This is a genomic window from Psychroserpens ponticola (genome assembly GCF_023556315.2).
Taxonomy (GTDB): Bacteria; Bacteroidota; Bacteroidia; order Flavobacteriales; family Flavobacteriaceae; genus Psychroserpens; species Psychroserpens ponticola.
In genome coordinates this window covers 2,276,380-2,293,156 of record NZ_CP116221.1, presented here as the reverse complement: position 1 = coordinate 2,293,156, position 16,777 = coordinate 2,276,380, and the positions used below count along the sequence as shown (strand labels likewise).

Genomic DNA, 16,777 nt, shown 5'->3' with positions numbered 1-16,777 from the left:
TATAGAATGCAAACAACTACATATAAGCTTATAGAATTATTCATTATTTTTATTATAATACCAGTTAGTTTCGCAATAGAATATGCCATTTGGGTAAAGATGTTTATTGCGGTTTTAGGATTTATATACATATTGTTTGTTCTTTTAAGAGTTGAAAAAAACAGATTTAAAATAGCTCCTAATTTAAGTTGGAAACACTTTTTTAAACGCGTTGCAGCTCAGTTAATTGGAATCGCAATTCTCACGATATTATACATGTGGTTTGTAGATAAAGAAAATCTATTTGTAGTGATGTTGAACAAACCTTTAAAATGGCTAGCTTTTTTATTTCTTTATAGTTTTCTTTCTGTTTATCCACAAGAACTTATTTACAGAACATTCTTTTTTCAACGTTATAAAAAACTATTTAGTAATGAATCTGTATTCATATTTTTCAATGCTGTTTTATTTTCATTAGCTCATATTTTTTTCAGAAGCAGTTTGGTGCTTTTTATGACGTTTTTAGGAGGCATCTTATTTGCTCTAACATTTAAAAAAACAAAATCTACACTTTTAGTATCCATAGAACATGCTATTTATGGTTGTTGGTTATTTACCGTTGGAATGGGAAGTATGTTAGGTTTTCCTAGTTGAAAAAAACGTGTATTTTTATGCTGCTCTAAAGACACATGTACTTTTTATGAAATACCATCGAATTAAAGACTATTATAAGTCTATTTTTGAATCCTTCGAAAAGCCTTTACTTGAAGAACATATTAAGAAAATTATTGAGTTTGATAAGTTTTTGCCTTATAGTTCTACTTTTTTCTGTGTCACCAATACTCAAGATTTAACTTTCGAATACATTAGTAAAAACTTTAATGCGTGTTTGGGTTTAGACCCTCTCGAAATGAAAGCAAGTGGTATGCGTTATTTTTGGACAAGAATACATCCAGATGATATTAAAGGTTGGCTATCTGCACTAGATCACTTGATGGAGTTTACACTTCAAAATATTCCAGAAGAAGATAGAGAACGAGCTAATTATACTTGGAATTTTAGATTCCAAAATAAAGCTGGAGACTATGTTAATATAGTTCAAAATACGACACCTTTAGCATTTGATTCTGAAGGAAAACCCATTATTGGATTGGCACATTATACGGTGTTAGATCCAAGTATTAAAATGGAGATTACTGCATCTGCAAAATTGTTGAATGCTCAAAATGAATACGAAACCATTTATTATAGTAATTTTAATCAAAAACTATTACATGATGGAATTAGTAATAGAGAGCGTGATGTAATTAGATTGCTTTTATTAGATTATTCTAGTAAACTCATATCAGAAAAATTAAATATAAGTCCGCATACTGTCGATACGCACAGAAGAAACATTCTCAAAAAACTCAATGTGTCTTCAACAGGAGAACTTGTAGGAATGCTCAAAATGAATCAGCATTTTTTATGATTTATTACAAATACTCAATTTGAGTATTGCTAATTTTTTTTTTAATCATGAATTTTGAACTGTTATTAATTCAAGAGGGAAAATACGCTCATTCAAATTTAGATTTTATTAGAATCTAAATAGAATGAGCTTTTTTTGTGCCTAAGTAAACACTTAAAAATAATAGTAATTCAATAATCAAAATTGTATTTTTGTAATTGAATTAAAAATTGATAAAATAATAGTTTATGAAATCTTACGATGTAGCAATAATAGGTTCTGGTCCTGGTGGATATGTAGCAGCAATTCGTTGTGCACAACTAGGTATGAAAACAGCAATAATCGAAAAGTATTCTACACTTGGTGGTACGTGCTTAAACGTTGGTTGTATTCCAAGTAAAGCCATGTTGTCCTCTTCTCACCATTATGAAGAAGCGACTAAACATTTTGAAGAACATGGTATTGAAATTCCTGGAGACATCAAAGTAAATTTAGAAAAAATGATTGCTCGTAAACAAGCTGTTGTTGATCAAACTACTGGTGGAATTGATTTCTTAATGAAGAAAAATAATATAGATGTTTATGAAGGCTTAGGAAGCTTTAAAGATGCAACGCATATTAAGATAGACGGAAAAGATGCTGGTGAAATTGAAGCAAAAAATATTATCGTTGCTACAGGTTCAAAACCATCAAATTTACCGTTTATTACATTAGATAAAGAACGTGTGATTACATCTACTGAAGCCTTAGAACTTAAAGAAATTCCAAAACACATGATTGTGATTGGAGGTGGCGTTATTGGTTTAGAACTCGGACAAGTGTACAGGCGTTTAGGAGCCGAAGTAACTGTGATTGAGTTTATGGATAGAATTCTTCCAACAATGGATGCTGGACTATCTAAAGAACTAAATAAAGTCTTTAAAAAGGCAAAATGTAAAATGATGATGTCTCACAAAGTGCAGTCTGTTGAACGCAATGGAGATGAGGTTGTTGTAAAAGCTGAAAACAAAAAAGGTGAAGTAGTCGAGTTTAAAGGTGATTATTGTTTAGTGTCTGTTGGACGTCGTCCTTATACAGATGGTTTAAACGTTGATGCTGCTGGACTTAAACTTACAGATAGAGGACAAATTGAAGTTAACGAGCATTTACAAACTAATGTGAGTAATATTTACGCTATTGGTGATGTTGTAAAAGGTGCAATGTTGGCTCATAAAGCTGAAGAAGAAGGTACTTTTGTTGCTGAAACTTTAGCAGGACAAAAACCACATATCGATTATAATTTAATTCCAGGTGTTGTGTATACATGGCCTGAAGTTGCTGCTGTAGGAAAAACAGAAGAGGAATTAAAAGATGCTGGTGTTGAGTATAAAGTTGGACAATTTCCATTTAGAGCTTTAGGAAGAGCAAGAGCAAGTGGAGATCTTGACGGATTTGTAAAAATATTAGCCGATAAAACTACAGATGAAGTTTTAGGTGTTCATATGATTGGTGCACGTTGTGCAGATTTAATTGCTGAAGCTGTAGTTGCTATGGAATACAGAGCATCTGCTGAAGATATTTCTCGTATGTCTCATGCGCATCCAACATTTGCTGAAGCTATAAAAGAAGCGGCTTTAGCTGCAACCGAAGATAGAGCACTTCACGTTTAATCAAAACTGTTATTTCGAGCGTAGTCAAGAAAATCGAAGATTCAGTGAATTGAATCTCAATATCAACGTATAAGAATTAAAGCGAACTTTTTAGTTCGCTTTTTTTGTGCAGTGTTGTCATTCCTCACTTGATTGGGAGTCTAAATTCCATTTCAAAATGGATTCTTACTTTCATAAGAATGATATATGTTTTGTGCTTATTATTATAATTTGTCATTCCTGTGCATGCAGGAAGCCAAAAGGAAAACTAAATAGCTTTTCTTTAATTTAATAAGAATATTTGCTGCAATTTAATATCTTTAAACACAAACAATTAACCAGCTTCAACTACAACCATCAACCTAATTTGCTTTTTAACCAAAGTGAATGATTAAATCTTTGATACAAAATAAATGTCACCTCGAGCGTAGTCGAGAGGTCTTAATTAGGTCTCGACTGCGCTCGACTAGAGAATACTTGTATTATGATTAAATTTTTTAGACACATTCGTAAAAACCTTCTTAATGAAGGCAAAACCACTAAATATTTCAAATACGCAATAGGAGAAATCATCCTTGTGGTTATTGGTATTTTGATAGCCCTGAGTATCAATAATTGGAATGAAAAAAGGCTCAAACAGGAGCAACTCATTTCAATTTATGAACGCATTGTCGTAGATATTGACAATGATGTTCAACAAATGTCGCAAACATTAGAGTATTACAATGGAGTAGAATTTATCTTCAAAAGAGTCATTAGCGATTCTATAACACCCGATTTATTTGACGTTGGCTTATCTAGAATAATTACAGGAAGGAGCGTAAACACAAATTTAAATAAAACAGGAGTAAATCAATTAAAAGAACTGGCTGTCAAAGATAGTTTGTCTCTAAGTGTCATAGGGATTTATGATTTTATGGATCGAAGAATGGTTCACCGTTTCGAAACAAGAATAAATGATGAATCTATTGAATTGGTGAATATTTTCAGAGATAATTACGATTGGTATCCTGAATATATGAGTAAAACCATTATGCAAGATAACAGCAGTGTAGCATTACAAAACTATTTTCTTTATAGTACTGAATATAGATATCGTGTGATAAGTAACAACCAATTAATATATAATAATTATTTAAGGATACTTAAACGTGTAATTCCTAGTCTTAAAAAAATGAAAGAAGATTTAAAACTAATTATAGAAAAAACTCGAAATGATTAAATTTTTTAGACATATTCGTAAAAACTTACTCATAGAAAATAAAACATCAAAATACTTCAAATACGCCATTGGTGAAATTATCCTTGTTGTGATTGGTATTCTTATTGCATTACAAATCAATAATTGGAATGAAAGTAGAAAACATGCTATTGCAGAACAAGAGTTTTTTAAGAGTGTAAAAGATGATCTTACACAAGATCTAGAATTTATAAATTATGTGCAATCCTATTCCAAACCTAAAGTTGATGCTTATAACCTATTAAGTAGTAGGTGTTCAGAAGATTATGATAGTGATAAATCACAAATAGATTCTTTAATGTCTGTCTATCTTTTTTCTGGGCAACGTACATTTTATCCTGTTTCAGGAGCTTTTAAATCATCAATAGCAGGAAATGAAATCAATACTTACAAACAGAAAAAAATCATCCAAAATATTATAAAGCTTTATGGTTCTAATTATGATAGACTGATAGACAACGGAAAAATTGTAGATGATAGATGGAGTAAATTAAGTGAAACATATATTTATAGCAGAAGAACTTCTTCTTTTGATAAAGTAACTAACGAAGTATATAGTAAAATGTTAGACGACTTTCACTTTCATTTTATTCAGTTAAACTGGTACAATCAAATTTTAGATGACACTGAAAAAGAAGTCAATCAATTATTGAAACAATTATAATGATAAAATTCTTTAAGAATTATGCTAGTTGTCAGGTCGAGCGCAGTCGAGACCTATTAATAACCTCTCGACTGCGCTCGAGGAGACATTTAATACTATGATAAAATTCTTCAGACATATTCGTAAAAACTTACTCATGGAAAATAAAAGTGGTAAATACTTCAAATACGCTATTGGTGAAATTGTGCTCGTAGTTATTGGTATTCTCATTGCACTTCAAATTAATAATTGGAATCAAAACCGTATTAGTAAAGAATTAGAATCTCAATATTGTAATCGACTTCTAGAAGATGTTAGGGAAGAAAAAGTAATTCTTCAAGGCCTTTTAAATTATTCAACTCAAGTTGTTAGTCATGCTAAGAATGCTATTTCAGTTTATGAGAATTCTCCAGACTCTAATCCTAATCCTGTCGATAATTTAATAGATATGTATCAGGCAAGTCAAATAATGGATCCAAATTCTGCAGAATCAACATACAGAGAATTGATCGCTTCTGGTCAAATCAATCTGATTCAAAATGACCGCTTAAAAACGGCTTTAATACGCTACTATGAAGTCGATTGGACCGAATCAATTTTGTTTAAACTAACAAATAGCTACAGAAAAAATTTAAGAGGGAAAATGCCAGATCCTATTCAGACAGAAATAAGATCAAAATGTGGTGATATCTTTATTAAATATAAAAAAGGATATGGATTTGAAGTAGTTTTACCAAAAACATGTGAGGTTGATATTGATGCTACTTTTGCTCAATCTGTTGTTGATGTTTTAAGTAAAGATGAAAGTTTAAAAAAGGATTTACGTTATTTGATTGGAAATGAATCTTCAAAATTACAAAGTATTAATGCAGTTATAGTACAACTTGAAGATCTTATATCACAATTAGAAACTATTAATATTGACTAACTATTACATTAAAAAAGACCTTAATGAACGAACTCACACTCACAACTCCAGCACTTTTGTTTTCTGCAATATCATTAATCATGTTGGCTTACACCAATCGTTTTTTAGCTTATGCTGCAGTCATTAGAAATTTACACGATAAGTATTTGGAGCAAATGGACGATTCACTCATTGAGCAAATAAAGAATCTGAAATTAAGACTAAATCTTACCCGTTGGATGCAAATTTTTGGAATTTCAAGCTTACTGCTTTGTGTTTTAACGATGTTCCTGATTTATATCGATTATTATACGTTCGCTGTTTGGGTTTTCGGATTGGCTTTAATTCTACTTATTCTGTCTTTAACATTATTGATTAAAGAAATTCAAATTTCGGCTAAAGCATTAAGTCTTCATTTAAGTGATATTGAAAGTCATTTGAAAAAGAAGTAATCGTTATAGTTCCTTTATTAAATCATAAACTCGTAATCGATTGCTGTAATCATCTTCGTTAATGTCTCTAACGAAGCAATACGGACTTATAAGTTCAGATTTTACTTTTTCTGAAAGTTCTTCGACAGTAAAAGGTCCATATTCTTTAAACGATTCGATGTAGTAAAATTCGTGATCATAAATTAAATTGGATACTTTTTGTTTGTATTTTTCTCTTAAGAATACCTGAACGTCTTCAACGTTATTTAGGTCTTCTGAATAGTTTGTAGCATTTATGAAAAGCGCAAATTCATTTTTGTTTTGATGATTTAATACCAAAACATCATCGTCCTTAAAATAGGCTTTAACGATGATGAGACCATCTTCGGTTTCAATAGAAAAAATATTACTAATGCTTAATGTCCATGAGGTTTTTATTATAGAAGCTTTTCTAGATATTTCAAGGATATGATCTTCCTTAAAGGTGTAAATCGACTTTTTCTTTGAAATCCCATTCACTAAAACCCATTCTTTATTAATAAAATGCGAATCGTGATGACGATTATAATCAAATGGTTTTAAATTAGGAATAGTGTTGCGTAAATAATCGTCCATTAAGTAGGTTTTCTACAAAAATAATAATTATTAGTTCAACGTAATTAAAGAGGATTTATTGAATAGATTAAAATTTTTCTAAAAAACTTAAGACTTCTTTTTTATACGTTCTGCTAATTGGCAACGCATTATTTTGAATGGTAATGTGTTCATTCGTAAACGAATTAATGGAGGCAATAGAAATAATATACGATCTGTGAATTCTCAAAAACAAAGACTTCGGAAGTTTGGCTTCAATAGACGTAATGGTTTCTCTAGTAATTATAGTTGATTCATTTAAATGTATTTTAAGGTAATCGCTATAACTTTCAATGTAGATGATAGCATCAAAATTTATTTTGATCATTTTACGTTCTGATCGTACAAAAATGAAATCAGAATTTTCAGAAGATGCTATTAATATTTGCTCATTTTTGCCATAGATTTCAAAATAGGAGTGAAGCGCTTTCTGAAGTCTTTCAAATGAAATAGGCTTTAATAAATAATCAACAGCTTTAAGCTCAAAACCTTCAACAGCGTAGTCTCTGTAGGCTGTTGTAAATATAACTTTAATGTCATTATTAATAGATTTTGCGAACGAAATACCAGAAATTTCAGGCATATTAATATCTAAAAATACCAAATCAATTTTTTGATTACTGATGTGGTTAAACGCTTCAACAGCATTACTACAACTCGCAACAATATGGATGTTGTCAATTTTTGATAAATGAGTTGCAATGATTTCTCTGGCAATCGCTTCATCATCGACAATTAAACAGGAAATAGGATGCTTTTTAGTCATGATTAACTGTTTTTAACTGAAGTTGTACAGAAAATTGATTCTCTTGATTTTTTATGTTTAATTGATATTGGTTAGCATATAATAATTCCAATCGTTTTTGTATGTTGTCTAGTCCAATACCTTGTTGAGAATCGTAGTTTTTAGAATTAGAATTTTGTATGCTGAAATCAATGGAGTTTGTATCTGCTGTAAGTTGAATGTTAATTGTGAGTTTGCCATCAACAATACTTCCATGTTTGAAACTGTTTTCTATAAACGGAAGCAATAGCATTGGAGCAATGCTTGTCGTTTCTGAAGCAACTTCAATATTAAAATTGACTTGTAGTGTGTCGTTAAATCGCATTTTTTCTAAATCGATATAATCTTTAATATGTGCAATTTCTTCAGACAATAAAACGAAAGGTTTTTCAGCTTGATACAATAGATAATCTAATAGGTTAGACAGTTTCAGAATCATATCTGGTGTTTGTTCAGCTTTCTTCAACGCAAAACCATACATCGTATTTAGTGTATTAAATAAGAAATGCGGATGAATTTGCATCTTCAAATAATTAAGCTCTTGTTCCTTAAGTTTTAGTTGCGTGTCTAGGATTTTAGTTTCTAATGCTTTTGTTTCAGAAGCTTGCTTTAAATTCAGTTTTAATAGTTTAAAAGCGCTAACGATGACGACGACTAAATAAACAGCAGTGCAAATAAAAATTATATTTTTGGTAGCAGGATTCATTTCGTCATATTCGAAATTTGAAATGTAAATGAGACTAAAAAAAATCGAAACCATTAATAAATATACAGATATGATGAGTGTGTATAAACTATAAAGAGCAAATCGCCAATACTGTTTAGTGACTAAATAATCTGGTATTAATTTATACGTCGAGACATAAGTAGTTGCAATTGTTGTAGGCATTAAACAAAGTGAAAAGAGTAAGGTATCTTCAAATTTAGAGCTATTTACTCCAAAAAAATAGGTGTAGAAAAATAATACACCAACCCAAAAAAGAAGGTGTAAAATGATCTGTCCTATTTTTTTTAAAATGAATTGCTTTGTAAACATATACTGTTGTTCAATACAATAATACTATATTTTTTTACTGGATAAGTCTATTTTGAGATGAACAACCAATTTAGCAAGCTTTTTGACATTTATGTAGAATCCATCTGCAAAATGGTTGTTGGTCGCATTAATTAAATATCAGAACTCTTAATTTTTAAGTTTGAGTATGTTTAACTAAATTTAAAAACTATGATGACACTAACACTTGCTTTAAAGAGCATATTTAACTTTTCAATTTTTATGAATATTTTTATGGATGGTGGACCATTTTTCATGACGCTAATATTAATTTGTTTGCTTATTTCCATTGTATTTCTTGTGATTGGATTTTCTTCTGCAAAAAAAACTGAAGAAAAAGCACGTAAAATGTTAAAACTTGCATCCGATTCTAGCTTGCTAGGTCTTGTATTAGGATTTCTAGGTTCAGTTCTTGGTTTAATTACAGCGTTTGATTCTGTTGAAGCAATGGGTAATCCTGATCCATCTATTTTTGCTGGAGGACTAAAAGTGTCATTATTAACAGCAACTTTTGGACTTTTTACTTTTGTAGTGACTAGAGTAGGAATTATTGTTTTAAGATTTGTGTTAACTTCTGAAGAGGTTTCAGAATAATTTAATATTCATGTTTAAATTATGAGAAAAATAATTCAAATAACAGTAACTATAATTACGGTATTATCAAGTCTGTCGATATATGCTCAATCTACACAAGATGGATTTAATCAAATAGATTATGAGATTACAGATAGTATATATTCAAAGACTTTAAATAGTTATAGGCATTTTTGGGTAAAATTGCCAGAAAATTACAATCCGAAAAGCAAAGCTAAATATCCTGTAATCTATTTATTAGATGGTTTTTCGTTAAAATCAAGTTTAGAAGTTGTTTATGATAATTATTGGGGACATTATATGCCGCATATGATTTTGGTAGGCATATCAAATAGAAAAAACAGAACACGTAATTTAACGATTTCAAAAATTGAAAATCGTCGTGGCGCTACTATGCAAAATGAAAGTGGAGGAGCAGAACAGTTTACAACATTTATTGAAACCGATTTAATGCCTTACATTGATAAAACATTTCAGACGTCTAGATATCGAACATTGATTGGCCATTCTTACGCTGGACTGTTTACAATAAATGTTTTGCTAAAACATTCTCATCTTTTTAATAATTATATAGCAATTGACCCAAGTTTAGATTGGGATGGTCAAAAATTATTAAAAGAAGCAAAAGTTAAGTTGAAAAGTAAATCCTTTAAAGGTAAATCATTGTTTGTCGCTTTTGCTGCTGAGCAATTACATATGTCTGATGATACAGTTACAATAGATAATTTGATGGAAAATACTTCAGAGTTTACATTGTTTCCGCGTTCAATTGTTGAGTTTTCTGAATATGCTTCAGCTCAAAAACAAAACGGACTTCAATTTAGCTGGAAGGTGTACCCTGAAGATTTGCATGGAACTGTGCCATTGCCAGCAATTAGAGATGGATTAGTTGCTGTTTTCAAATGGTATCAATTTAAAAGTCCGCAGACATATAATAATCCTGAAACTTCAATAGAAGATTTAATTGAATCATTAAAAAATCAAGAAGAAATATATAAAAACCATTTTGGTTATGTTGTGCCACCTATGGTAGAAGAACTTTTTGTAGGCTATGGACACATGTATTTTCAAACTGATCAAAAAGAAAAGGCCAAATTATTTTTAAATAAAGCAATTGAGTATTATCCAAATAAAACTCTGGCATATGAAATGCTAGCTGATTATTTCGAATCGGTAAATGATATAGAAAACGCTATAAAACACCTTAATATTGCTTACAATATAAATAGAGATGAACAACTAAAAAGACGTATAGAAGCTCTAAGTCAAAACTAAAATAGTTTATTTATATCTTAATTTAAAAAGCGAATTCATTTGAATTCGCTTTTTTTATGTGTGCTTTTTGAAGTCTTCAACTGTTAATTTTCATAATTTTGAAATTCTTAAGTATTAAGATGTGACTTAATTTATAAGTGTGTGTCTTAATGTTAACCTTTATAATCAATCCAATATTTTTGGAACCCTTAAAAAAAAATAACAAGCAAACAGACGAAGAACTGGTGAGTAATATTGTGAAAAACAATGATACTTTACTTTTTGAAGTCCTGTATGATCGTTTTGCATCTTTAGTTTATAACAAATGTTATGGTTTTGCTAAAGATGAAGACGAAGCAAAAGATTTAACGCAAGACGTGTTTTTGAAACTATTTGTTAAGCTGGCAAGTTTCAAAGGGAAGTCTAAGTTTTCAACATGGTTGTATGCATTTACCTATAACCATTGTGTTAATTATGTCACACGAAATACAGCTAAAAAATTTGAAAAGCAATCTGTAGATTATGCAGATATAGAAAATATTTCTGAAGAGCCAAACGACGAAGAGTTTAATGATATGAGAATAGATAAACTCAAACAAGCTTTAGAACTCGTTTCGCCTGAAGAAAAAATGATACTGTTGCTAAAATACCAAGATAATCTTTCCATTAGAGAGATTGTAAGTGTTTTAGATATTGGAGAAAGTGCTGTGAAGATGAGAATCAAACGTGCTAAGGACAAATTGTTAACTGTTTATAATGATAATCTTGTGTAATGGAGAATCCTTTTAAAGACATAAATAAGCCATTGAGAGCAGTTCCACCAGAACTTAAGTCTAAGGTGATGAATGATATTGCTATTGCAAAATTATTGATGGAGTTAGCAGAATTGTTTTCTTACAATCTTGGTGACGTTATAGAGACAGTAATGAATAAAAGAGATAAAAAATAATTAGCTATTAATATATAATCAAACGTAATGGACAAAGTAACAGATATTAAGAATAACGCATTAGATTCATTAAGTGGTATGTGGCCAGAAATATCTAGCATGTTAATGAATGTCGTTTTAGCATTAGTAGTATTAATCATAGGTTGGTTAATTACTAAAATTGTAGTTAAGCTTATCAAAAAAGCATTGAAACTCGCTCACGCTAATAAACTAGATGATAAGTTAAATGAAATAGAAATTGTTGAAGGTAAACAACTCAATTTTGATACTATAAAAATTGTGTCAACCTTTGTAAAATGGGTTATTTATATCATGTTGCTGATTATAGTTTCTGATATATTAAATATGAAAACCTTATCAGAGCAAATCAGTAATTTCTTAGGTTATTTGCCTCAATTATTTGTAGCTCTAATCATCTTTACTTTAGGATTGTTGTTTGCAAATTTTGTAAAAAACGGACTAAAATCCTTTTTTGAGTCTATGGATTTGTCTGGTGGAAAAATGATAAGTCAAGTCGTGTTTTTCTTGTTAATCATATTCATTTCAATAACAGCTCTAAATCAAGCAGGTGTTGATACAGAAATCATAACAAGTAATCTTACAATGATTCTTGCTGCTTTCTTAGTGTCATTTGCATTGGCATTTGGATTAGGAGCAAGAGAAGTAGTTGCCGATTTATTAAGAACATTTTATACAAGAAAGACCTATGAAGTTGGTCAGAAAATAGAGTTTGAGACTAAAGTGTACGAAGTAGGTGCAATAAGCAATATCTCAGTGACACTCAAAAACTCAGAAGGAAAACTTATAGTTCCTATTAAAGATATAGTGGAGAATCAGATAAAAATTATAGACTAAGTAATTTAGGGTTAAAGGTTAGTATGATTATAAGTCTTTAACGATTTGACGATGGTTCACTTTCCCTTTTCATTAATTTGAAAAGGGATTTTTTTATGATAAATCAAGCAGAACATTCTTAATTGTTTTACATACGAGTAAGGACTGAATACTGAATACTGAATACTGAATACTGTGTGCTGTATTACTTATTTCTTATTTCGCTTGTTGTAATTTTTGTCTCCTCTAGTTTTAGGTTTCTTGTATTTTGCTGCAATTTTAAATTTATAAGAACCTCCTAAATTTTCCTTTTTGTTTTTGTCTTTTTTCTCATGAAATGCTGGGCCAGGAACATCATCTCCAGTTTGTTTTGTTGGATTGTTGTGTTCTCTAATTTGAGGACGCTCTTCTTCAATTAATTGTTTAGAAATTTCAACGTTTTCTGGGAAATCTATTAATGGGATTTTCATTTCCATATACTCCTGAATGGTCTCAATCGCTTCTTGCTCTTTTTTAGTAGAGAAGGTGAGTGCTCGACCTTGTTGTTCAGCACGTCCAGTTCTACCAATACGATGCATGTAATTTTCTGGAAACTTTGGCGTGTCAAAATTAATAACATGACTTATGTTTTCAATATCTAGTCCACGAGCCATGACATCTGTAGCGATCAACATTCTATTATCTCCAGCTCTAAATTGCTCAATGCTTCTTAGTCGGTAATTTTGAGTTTTATTAGAATGAATCACACAAGATTGTCCTGGGAAGCGTTCTTCTATTTCTTCAAATAGTAAATCTGCCAATCTTTTAAAAGCGACAAAAACGAGAACTTTATTATAGGTTTCAGAATCGTTTAATAGATATTCTAATAAATTAGTCTTCGTATGAAAGTTTGCAACATCATAACGTTCTTGTTCAATATTATGCAACGGTGTTCCAGAAACTGCAATAGTTACGCGTTGAGGTTTTGTGAAGAAATCTGTTATTAATGCATCAACATCTTCAGTCATAGTTGCCGAAAACATAATGTTTTGTCTTCGCTCAGGTAAGATGTCAAATATATTAAGTAATTGATGTCTAAATCCTAAATCTAACATCACATCAACTTCATCAATCACTAATTTTTGAATGCTTTTTAAATGCAACACATGACTTACAGCGAGATCAAATAAACGGCCTGGAGTTGCTACAATAATATCTTGCCCTTGAGCAACAGCCTGTTTTTGTGTATTGATATTTGTGCCACCATAAACACCTAAAACTCTAACATTAATGTAAGCAGCTAGTTTTTCAATTTCATCAACGACCTGAACAACAAGTTCACGTGTAGGAACCAAAATTAAAACTCTAGGATTGTCTTGAGTAGAATATTTTAAATGACGCAAAATAGGTAGCATGTAAGCAAATGTTTTACCTGTTCCAGTTTGCGCAATACCAACAACATCTTTTCCTGAAGCCACAAGATTGAAAGCTTTAGACTGAATAGGAGTCGGTTTTACAAAGCCCAAGTCGTTTAGCGCATTGTATAATGGTGTGTTTAAATTTAAATCTTCAAAAGAGATGGCATCGTTTTCCATGGTGCAAAGATAATTTTTTACTTTGGAATATCAGACTTGTTCTACACCGCATTAATTCTGTATTTTTGTGATTCATACATTTTGCATTGAGAAGCCATAAATCCGTACATATTTCTAATCCAGAAACCTTTAAAAATCAACTGCTACTTTGGAGTCAGAAATTTGATGAAGTCGTTTGGTTAGATTCTAATAATTACACGCAAAAATATGCTAGTTATGATGCGGTTTTAGCTATTGAAGCTTTTACGAGTATTCAAACAGATTATTACGATGCTTTTGAGCAACTTAAAGTGTATCAGTCTAGTACAAAAGATTGGCTGTTTGGGTATTTGTCTTACGATTTAAAAAATGATGTAGAATTATTATCTTCTAAAAATTTTGACGGATTGCAGTTTCCTGAATTATGCTTTTTTCAGCCTAAAAAATTATTTTTTTTAAAAGGTAATACCTTAGAAACTCACTATTTAAATTTTGTTTCTGATGAATTAGAAGACGATTTGAAACAAATTGAATCTAGTGCCACTTCTATTGCATACGAAAAAGTTTTAGAGCAAAGTGATATCAAAATAAAGCTAAGAGTGCACAAAGACGAATATTTCGAAAAAGTTAATACTGTACTGAGTCATATTCACAGAGGTGATATTTATGAGGCTAATTTTTGTCAAGAGTTTTATGCTGAAAACACGTCGATAAATCCAATAGAAATTTATAACAATCTTAATCAGATTTCAAAACCACCTTTTGCCACCTTTTTGAGGTTATATGATAAGTATTTGTTATCAGCTTCACCTGAACGTTATATCAAGAAAGAAGGGCGTAAAATCACATCGCAACCTATAAAGGGAACGGCAAAACGATCACTAAATCCAGCAGAAGATAATCAACTTAAAAAAGAACTTTCTGAAGATATTAAAGAGCGTAGTGAAAATGTTATGATTGTAGATTTAGTGCGTAACGATTTGTCAAAAACTGCTACAAAAGGAAGTGTCAAAGTAGAGGAGCTTTGTAAGGTGTATTCTTTTGATCAAGTGCATCAAATGATGTCAACAATTATTTCCGAAATAAACGACACAACGCATCCTGTTGATGTTTTGAAAACGACTTTTCCGATGGGAAGCATGACAGGTGCTCCTAAAATTTCAGCAATGAAAATTATTGAAGAACTAGAAGTAACAAAACGCGGCTTATATTCTGGAGCTGTAGGTTATTTTACACCAGATAGTGATTTTGATTTCAATGTCGTGATTAGAAGCATTTTTTATAACGAGTCTGAAAAGTATGTGTCATATTCTGTTGGAGGAGCAATTACAGCAAAGAGTGATCCGTTAAAAGAATACGAAGAATGTTTGCTGAAAGCGAAGGCGATGCGAGAAGTTCTTGAGGGTTTGGGAAAAGTAAAAAGTAAAAAGTAAAAAGTTCAGAAGTAAAAGCTTTAAATTTGATATTAATAAAGAAGCTTTTAAACTAATTCCTAATCTATTGTATCTAGTAACTTGTTAGAGCAATTTCAAAATCATATCACTAATAATCTTCCTTTTCTAAAAGAAAGTAAGCTTCTTATTGCAATTTCTGGAGGTTTGGATAGTATTGTTTTGACGCATTTATGTTACACTTTGAAGTTCGACATAACCTTAGCACATTGTAATTTTAGTTTACGAGGAAATGAAAGTGATCAGGATGAAAATTTTGTTTTAGAATTTGCTAAAACCTTAAATCTAGAAGCCTTTGTAGAAGCTTTCAACACTGAGTCTTATGCTGAAACCGAGAAAATTTCAATTCAAATGGCTGCTAGAGAATTGCGATACCTTTGGTTTTCTGATGTGGCAGAAAGTTTGAATTTCGATTACATCTTAACAGCACATCATGCTGATGATAATCTAGAAACCTTTCTAATCAATTTAACTCGAGGAACTGGTCTCAATGGTTTAACAGGCATTCCTGAAATTAATGATAATATAGTCAGACCGTTATTGCCTTTTTCTAGAGATGAATTAGAGCGTTATACAAATAAAATTAATTTAAAATGGCGAGAGGATAGTAGTAATGCTTCAGATAAGTACCTTCGGAATAAATTACGACATCAAGTCATTCCTCATCTTAAAGAAGCGAATCCAGAATTACTTCAGAATTTTAAAAAGACACTTCAAAATTTAAATGATTCAATTGATATTGTCGATGAAAGTGTTGAAGAGGTTTTAAATCGTGCTATTGCTTCTGTTGATGAATATCAAATCACTTATAAAATTTCAGAATTTAAAAAGCTTAATAGCCCAAGAGCATATCTCTATGAAATATTTAAAGATTATGGGTTTACCGAATGGAACGATGTGATTGATTTATTAGATGCACAATCAGGAAAACAAGTGCTGTCAAAAACACATCGATTGATAAAAAATAGAGCGCGTTTAATTCTTACAGATTTATGTCATTCAGAGCAAAGTAAAGAATCTTTTGATATTAAAACTGATGATAAAACTTGTCAATTGCCTATTGGGACTTTGTTTTTTGATGAAGTTGATGCTATTTCTGAATCTTCAAAGACTATAATATTTGTTGATAATGACAAGTTGGAATTCCCTTTACATATTCGTCAATGGGAAAATGGTGATATTTTCCATCCGCAAGGAATGAATGGTAAAAAGAAACTCAGTAAATATTTTAAAGACGAGAAATTATCTTTAACAGATAAAGAAAAAGTGTGGTTACTCACTTCGGAAGATAAAATTGTTTGGGTTATTGGAATGCGAACAGATAGTCGGTTTAAAATCACTGAAAAGACAAATCATATATTAAAAATTGAAATTAAATAAACAGTCATTCCGC

18 protein-coding genes are annotated in these 16,777 nt (G+C 30.7%); 14 read left to right on the top strand and 4 right to left on the bottom strand.

Annotated features, from left to right (window positions below):
* Positions 1–6: 6 nt before the first annotated feature.
* From MUN68_RS10265 to MUN68_RS10235, 7 genes are all read left to right on the top strand, one after another.
* Positions 7–633, top strand: a complete 627-nt coding sequence (locus tag MUN68_RS10265; protein ID WP_249996640.1) for a CPBP family intramembrane glutamic endopeptidase — start codon at positions 7–9, stop codon at positions 631–633.
* 46 nt (positions 634–679) lie between these two features.
* Positions 680–1,450: a LuxR C-terminal-related transcriptional regulator gene (locus tag MUN68_RS10260; RefSeq protein ID WP_249996641.1), complete on the top strand. Its 771-nt coding sequence runs from the start codon at positions 680–682 to the stop codon at positions 1,448–1,450.
* A 227-nt stretch (positions 1,451–1,677) separates the two neighbouring features.
* Positions 1,678–3,078 carry a dihydrolipoyl dehydrogenase gene (gene lpdA, locus MUN68_RS10255; protein ID WP_249996643.1) on the top strand — a complete coding sequence of 467 codons (1,401 nt, stop codon included), beginning with the start codon at positions 1,678–1,680 and terminating at the stop codon, positions 3,076–3,078.
* Between the two features lie 463 nt (positions 3,079–3,541).
* Entirely contained in the window at positions 3,542–4,279 is a 738-nt protein-coding gene (locus tag MUN68_RS10250) for a DUF6090 family protein (protein WP_249996644.1), read from the top strand.
* On the top strand, positions 4,272–4,961 hold the full coding sequence (locus tag MUN68_RS10245; RefSeq protein WP_249996645.1) for a DUF6090 family protein: 690 nt from the start codon (positions 4,272–4,274) through the stop codon (positions 4,959–4,961). The genes MUN68_RS10250 and MUN68_RS10245 overlap by 8 nt, the downstream gene beginning before the upstream one ends.
* 97 nt (positions 4,962–5,058) lie before the next feature.
* Positions 5,059–5,868, top strand: coding sequence for a DUF6090 family protein (locus MUN68_RS10240; protein ID WP_449421295.1), 810 nt, complete (start codon positions 5,059–5,061; stop codon positions 5,866–5,868).
* 23 nt (positions 5,869–5,891) lie between these two features.
* Positions 5,892–6,299 (top strand): DUF2721 domain-containing protein, encoded by a 408-nt coding sequence (locus MUN68_RS10235; RefSeq protein WP_249996647.1) that lies wholly within the window; start codon positions 5,892–5,894, stop codon positions 6,297–6,299.
* 3 nt (positions 6,300–6,302) lie between these two features.
* Here the strand turns inward: MUN68_RS10235 and MUN68_RS10230 are convergent, their stop codons facing one another.
* From MUN68_RS10230 to MUN68_RS10220, 3 genes are all read right to left on the bottom strand, one after another.
* Complete coding sequence (locus tag MUN68_RS10230; RefSeq protein ID WP_249996648.1) at positions 6,303–6,893, bottom strand: hypothetical protein; 591 nt, start codon at positions 6,891–6,893, stop codon at positions 6,303–6,305.
* A gap of 67 nt (positions 6,894–6,960) precedes the next feature.
* A complete protein-coding gene (locus tag MUN68_RS10225; protein WP_249996649.1) occupies positions 6,961–7,677 on the bottom strand; it encodes a LytR/AlgR family response regulator transcription factor in 717 nt (238 codons plus the stop codon).
* Entirely contained in the window at positions 7,670–8,731 is a 1,062-nt protein-coding gene (locus tag MUN68_RS10220) for a sensor histidine kinase (RefSeq protein ID WP_249996651.1), read from the bottom strand. Before MUN68_RS10220 ends, MUN68_RS10225 begins: the two co-directional genes overlap by 8 nt.
* 189 nt (positions 8,732–8,920) lie before the next feature.
* On the opposite strand from MUN68_RS10220, the gene MUN68_RS10215 reads away from it, so the two are divergent.
* The 5 genes from MUN68_RS10215 (at position 8,921) to MUN68_RS10195 (ending at position 12,401) form a co-directional block, all read left to right on the top strand.
* Positions 8,921–9,343: a MotA/TolQ/ExbB proton channel family protein gene (locus MUN68_RS10215; protein ID WP_249996652.1), complete on the top strand. Its 423-nt coding sequence runs from the start codon at positions 8,921–8,923 to the stop codon at positions 9,341–9,343.
* A 21-nt stretch (positions 9,344–9,364) separates the two neighbouring features.
* Entirely contained in the window at positions 9,365–10,618 is a 1,254-nt protein-coding gene (locus MUN68_RS10210) for an alpha/beta hydrolase-fold protein (RefSeq protein WP_249996653.1), read from the top strand.
* A 149-nt stretch (positions 10,619–10,767) separates the two neighbouring features.
* A complete protein-coding gene (locus MUN68_RS10205; RefSeq protein WP_394357620.1) occupies positions 10,768–11,370 on the top strand; it encodes an RNA polymerase sigma factor in 603 nt (200 codons plus the stop codon).
* A complete protein-coding gene (locus MUN68_RS10200) occupies positions 11,370–11,546 on the top strand; it encodes a hypothetical protein (RefSeq protein ID WP_249996655.1) in 177 nt (58 codons plus the stop codon). The genes MUN68_RS10205 and MUN68_RS10200 overlap by 1 nt, the downstream gene beginning before the upstream one ends.
* Before the next feature lie 27 nt (positions 11,547–11,573).
* Positions 11,574–12,401, top strand: coding sequence for a mechanosensitive ion channel family protein (locus tag MUN68_RS10195; protein ID WP_249996656.1), 828 nt, complete (start codon positions 11,574–11,576; stop codon positions 12,399–12,401).
* A gap of 188 nt (positions 12,402–12,589) precedes the next feature.
* On the opposite strand, the gene MUN68_RS10190 is transcribed toward MUN68_RS10195, so the two are convergent.
* Positions 12,590–13,939 carry a DEAD/DEAH box helicase gene (locus tag MUN68_RS10190; protein ID WP_249996720.1) on the bottom strand — a complete coding sequence of 450 codons (1,350 nt, stop codon included), beginning with the start codon at positions 13,937–13,939 and terminating at the stop codon, positions 12,590–12,592.
* 101 nt (positions 13,940–14,040) lie between these two features.
* On the opposite strand from MUN68_RS10190, the gene pabB reads away from it, so the two are divergent.
* Positions 14,041–15,366, top strand: coding sequence for an aminodeoxychorismate synthase component I (pabB, locus tag MUN68_RS10185; protein WP_249996657.1), 1,326 nt, complete (start codon positions 14,041–14,043; stop codon positions 15,364–15,366).
* A gap of 81 nt (positions 15,367–15,447) precedes the next feature.
* A complete protein-coding gene (tilS, locus tag MUN68_RS10180) occupies positions 15,448–16,764 on the top strand; it encodes a tRNA lysidine(34) synthetase TilS (RefSeq protein ID WP_249996659.1) in 1,317 nt (438 codons plus the stop codon).
* Positions 16,765–16,777 lie beyond the last annotated feature (13 nt).

Coding starts and splice junctions, on each gene's coding strand:
- MUN68_RS10200 (WP_249996655.1), top strand. CDS start 11,370: ATGGAGAATCCTTTTAAAGACATAAATAAGCCATTGAGAGCAGTTCCA.
- MUN68_RS10245 (WP_249996645.1), top strand. CDS start 4,272: ATGATTAAATTTTTTAGACATATTCGTAAAAACTTACTCATAGAAAAT.
- MUN68_RS10265 (WP_249996640.1), top strand. CDS start 7: ATGCAAACAACTACATATAAGCTTATAGAATTATTCATTATTTTTATT.
- MUN68_RS10215 (WP_249996652.1), top strand. CDS start 8,921: ATGATGACACTAACACTTGCTTTAAAGAGCATATTTAACTTTTCAATT.
- MUN68_RS10220 (WP_249996651.1), bottom strand. CDS start 8,731: ATGTTTACAAAGCAATTCATTTTAAAAAAAATAGGACAGATCATTTTA.
- lpdA (WP_249996643.1), top strand. CDS start 1,678: ATGAAATCTTACGATGTAGCAATAATAGGTTCTGGTCCTGGTGGATAT.
- MUN68_RS10240 (WP_449421295.1), top strand. CDS start 5,059: ATGATAAAATTCTTCAGACATATTCGTAAAAACTTACTCATGGAAAAT.
- MUN68_RS10250 (WP_249996644.1), top strand. CDS start 3,542: ATGATTAAATTTTTTAGACACATTCGTAAAAACCTTCTTAATGAAGGC.
- MUN68_RS10260 (WP_249996641.1), top strand. CDS start 680: ATGAAATACCATCGAATTAAAGACTATTATAAGTCTATTTTTGAATCC.
- MUN68_RS10225 (WP_249996649.1), bottom strand. CDS start 7,677: ATGACTAAAAAGCATCCTATTTCCTGTTTAATTGTCGATGATGAAGCG.
- MUN68_RS10235 (WP_249996647.1), top strand. CDS start 5,892: ATGAACGAACTCACACTCACAACTCCAGCACTTTTGTTTTCTGCAATA.
- MUN68_RS10195 (WP_249996656.1), top strand. CDS start 11,574: ATGGACAAAGTAACAGATATTAAGAATAACGCATTAGATTCATTAAGT.
- MUN68_RS10210 (WP_249996653.1), top strand. CDS start 9,365: ATGAGAAAAATAATTCAAATAACAGTAACTATAATTACGGTATTATCA.
- MUN68_RS10230 (WP_249996648.1), bottom strand. CDS start 6,893: ATGGACGATTATTTACGCAACACTATTCCTAATTTAAAACCATTTGAT.
- MUN68_RS10205 (WP_394357620.1), top strand. CDS start 10,768: ATGTTAACCTTTATAATCAATCCAATATTTTTGGAACCCTTAAAAAAA.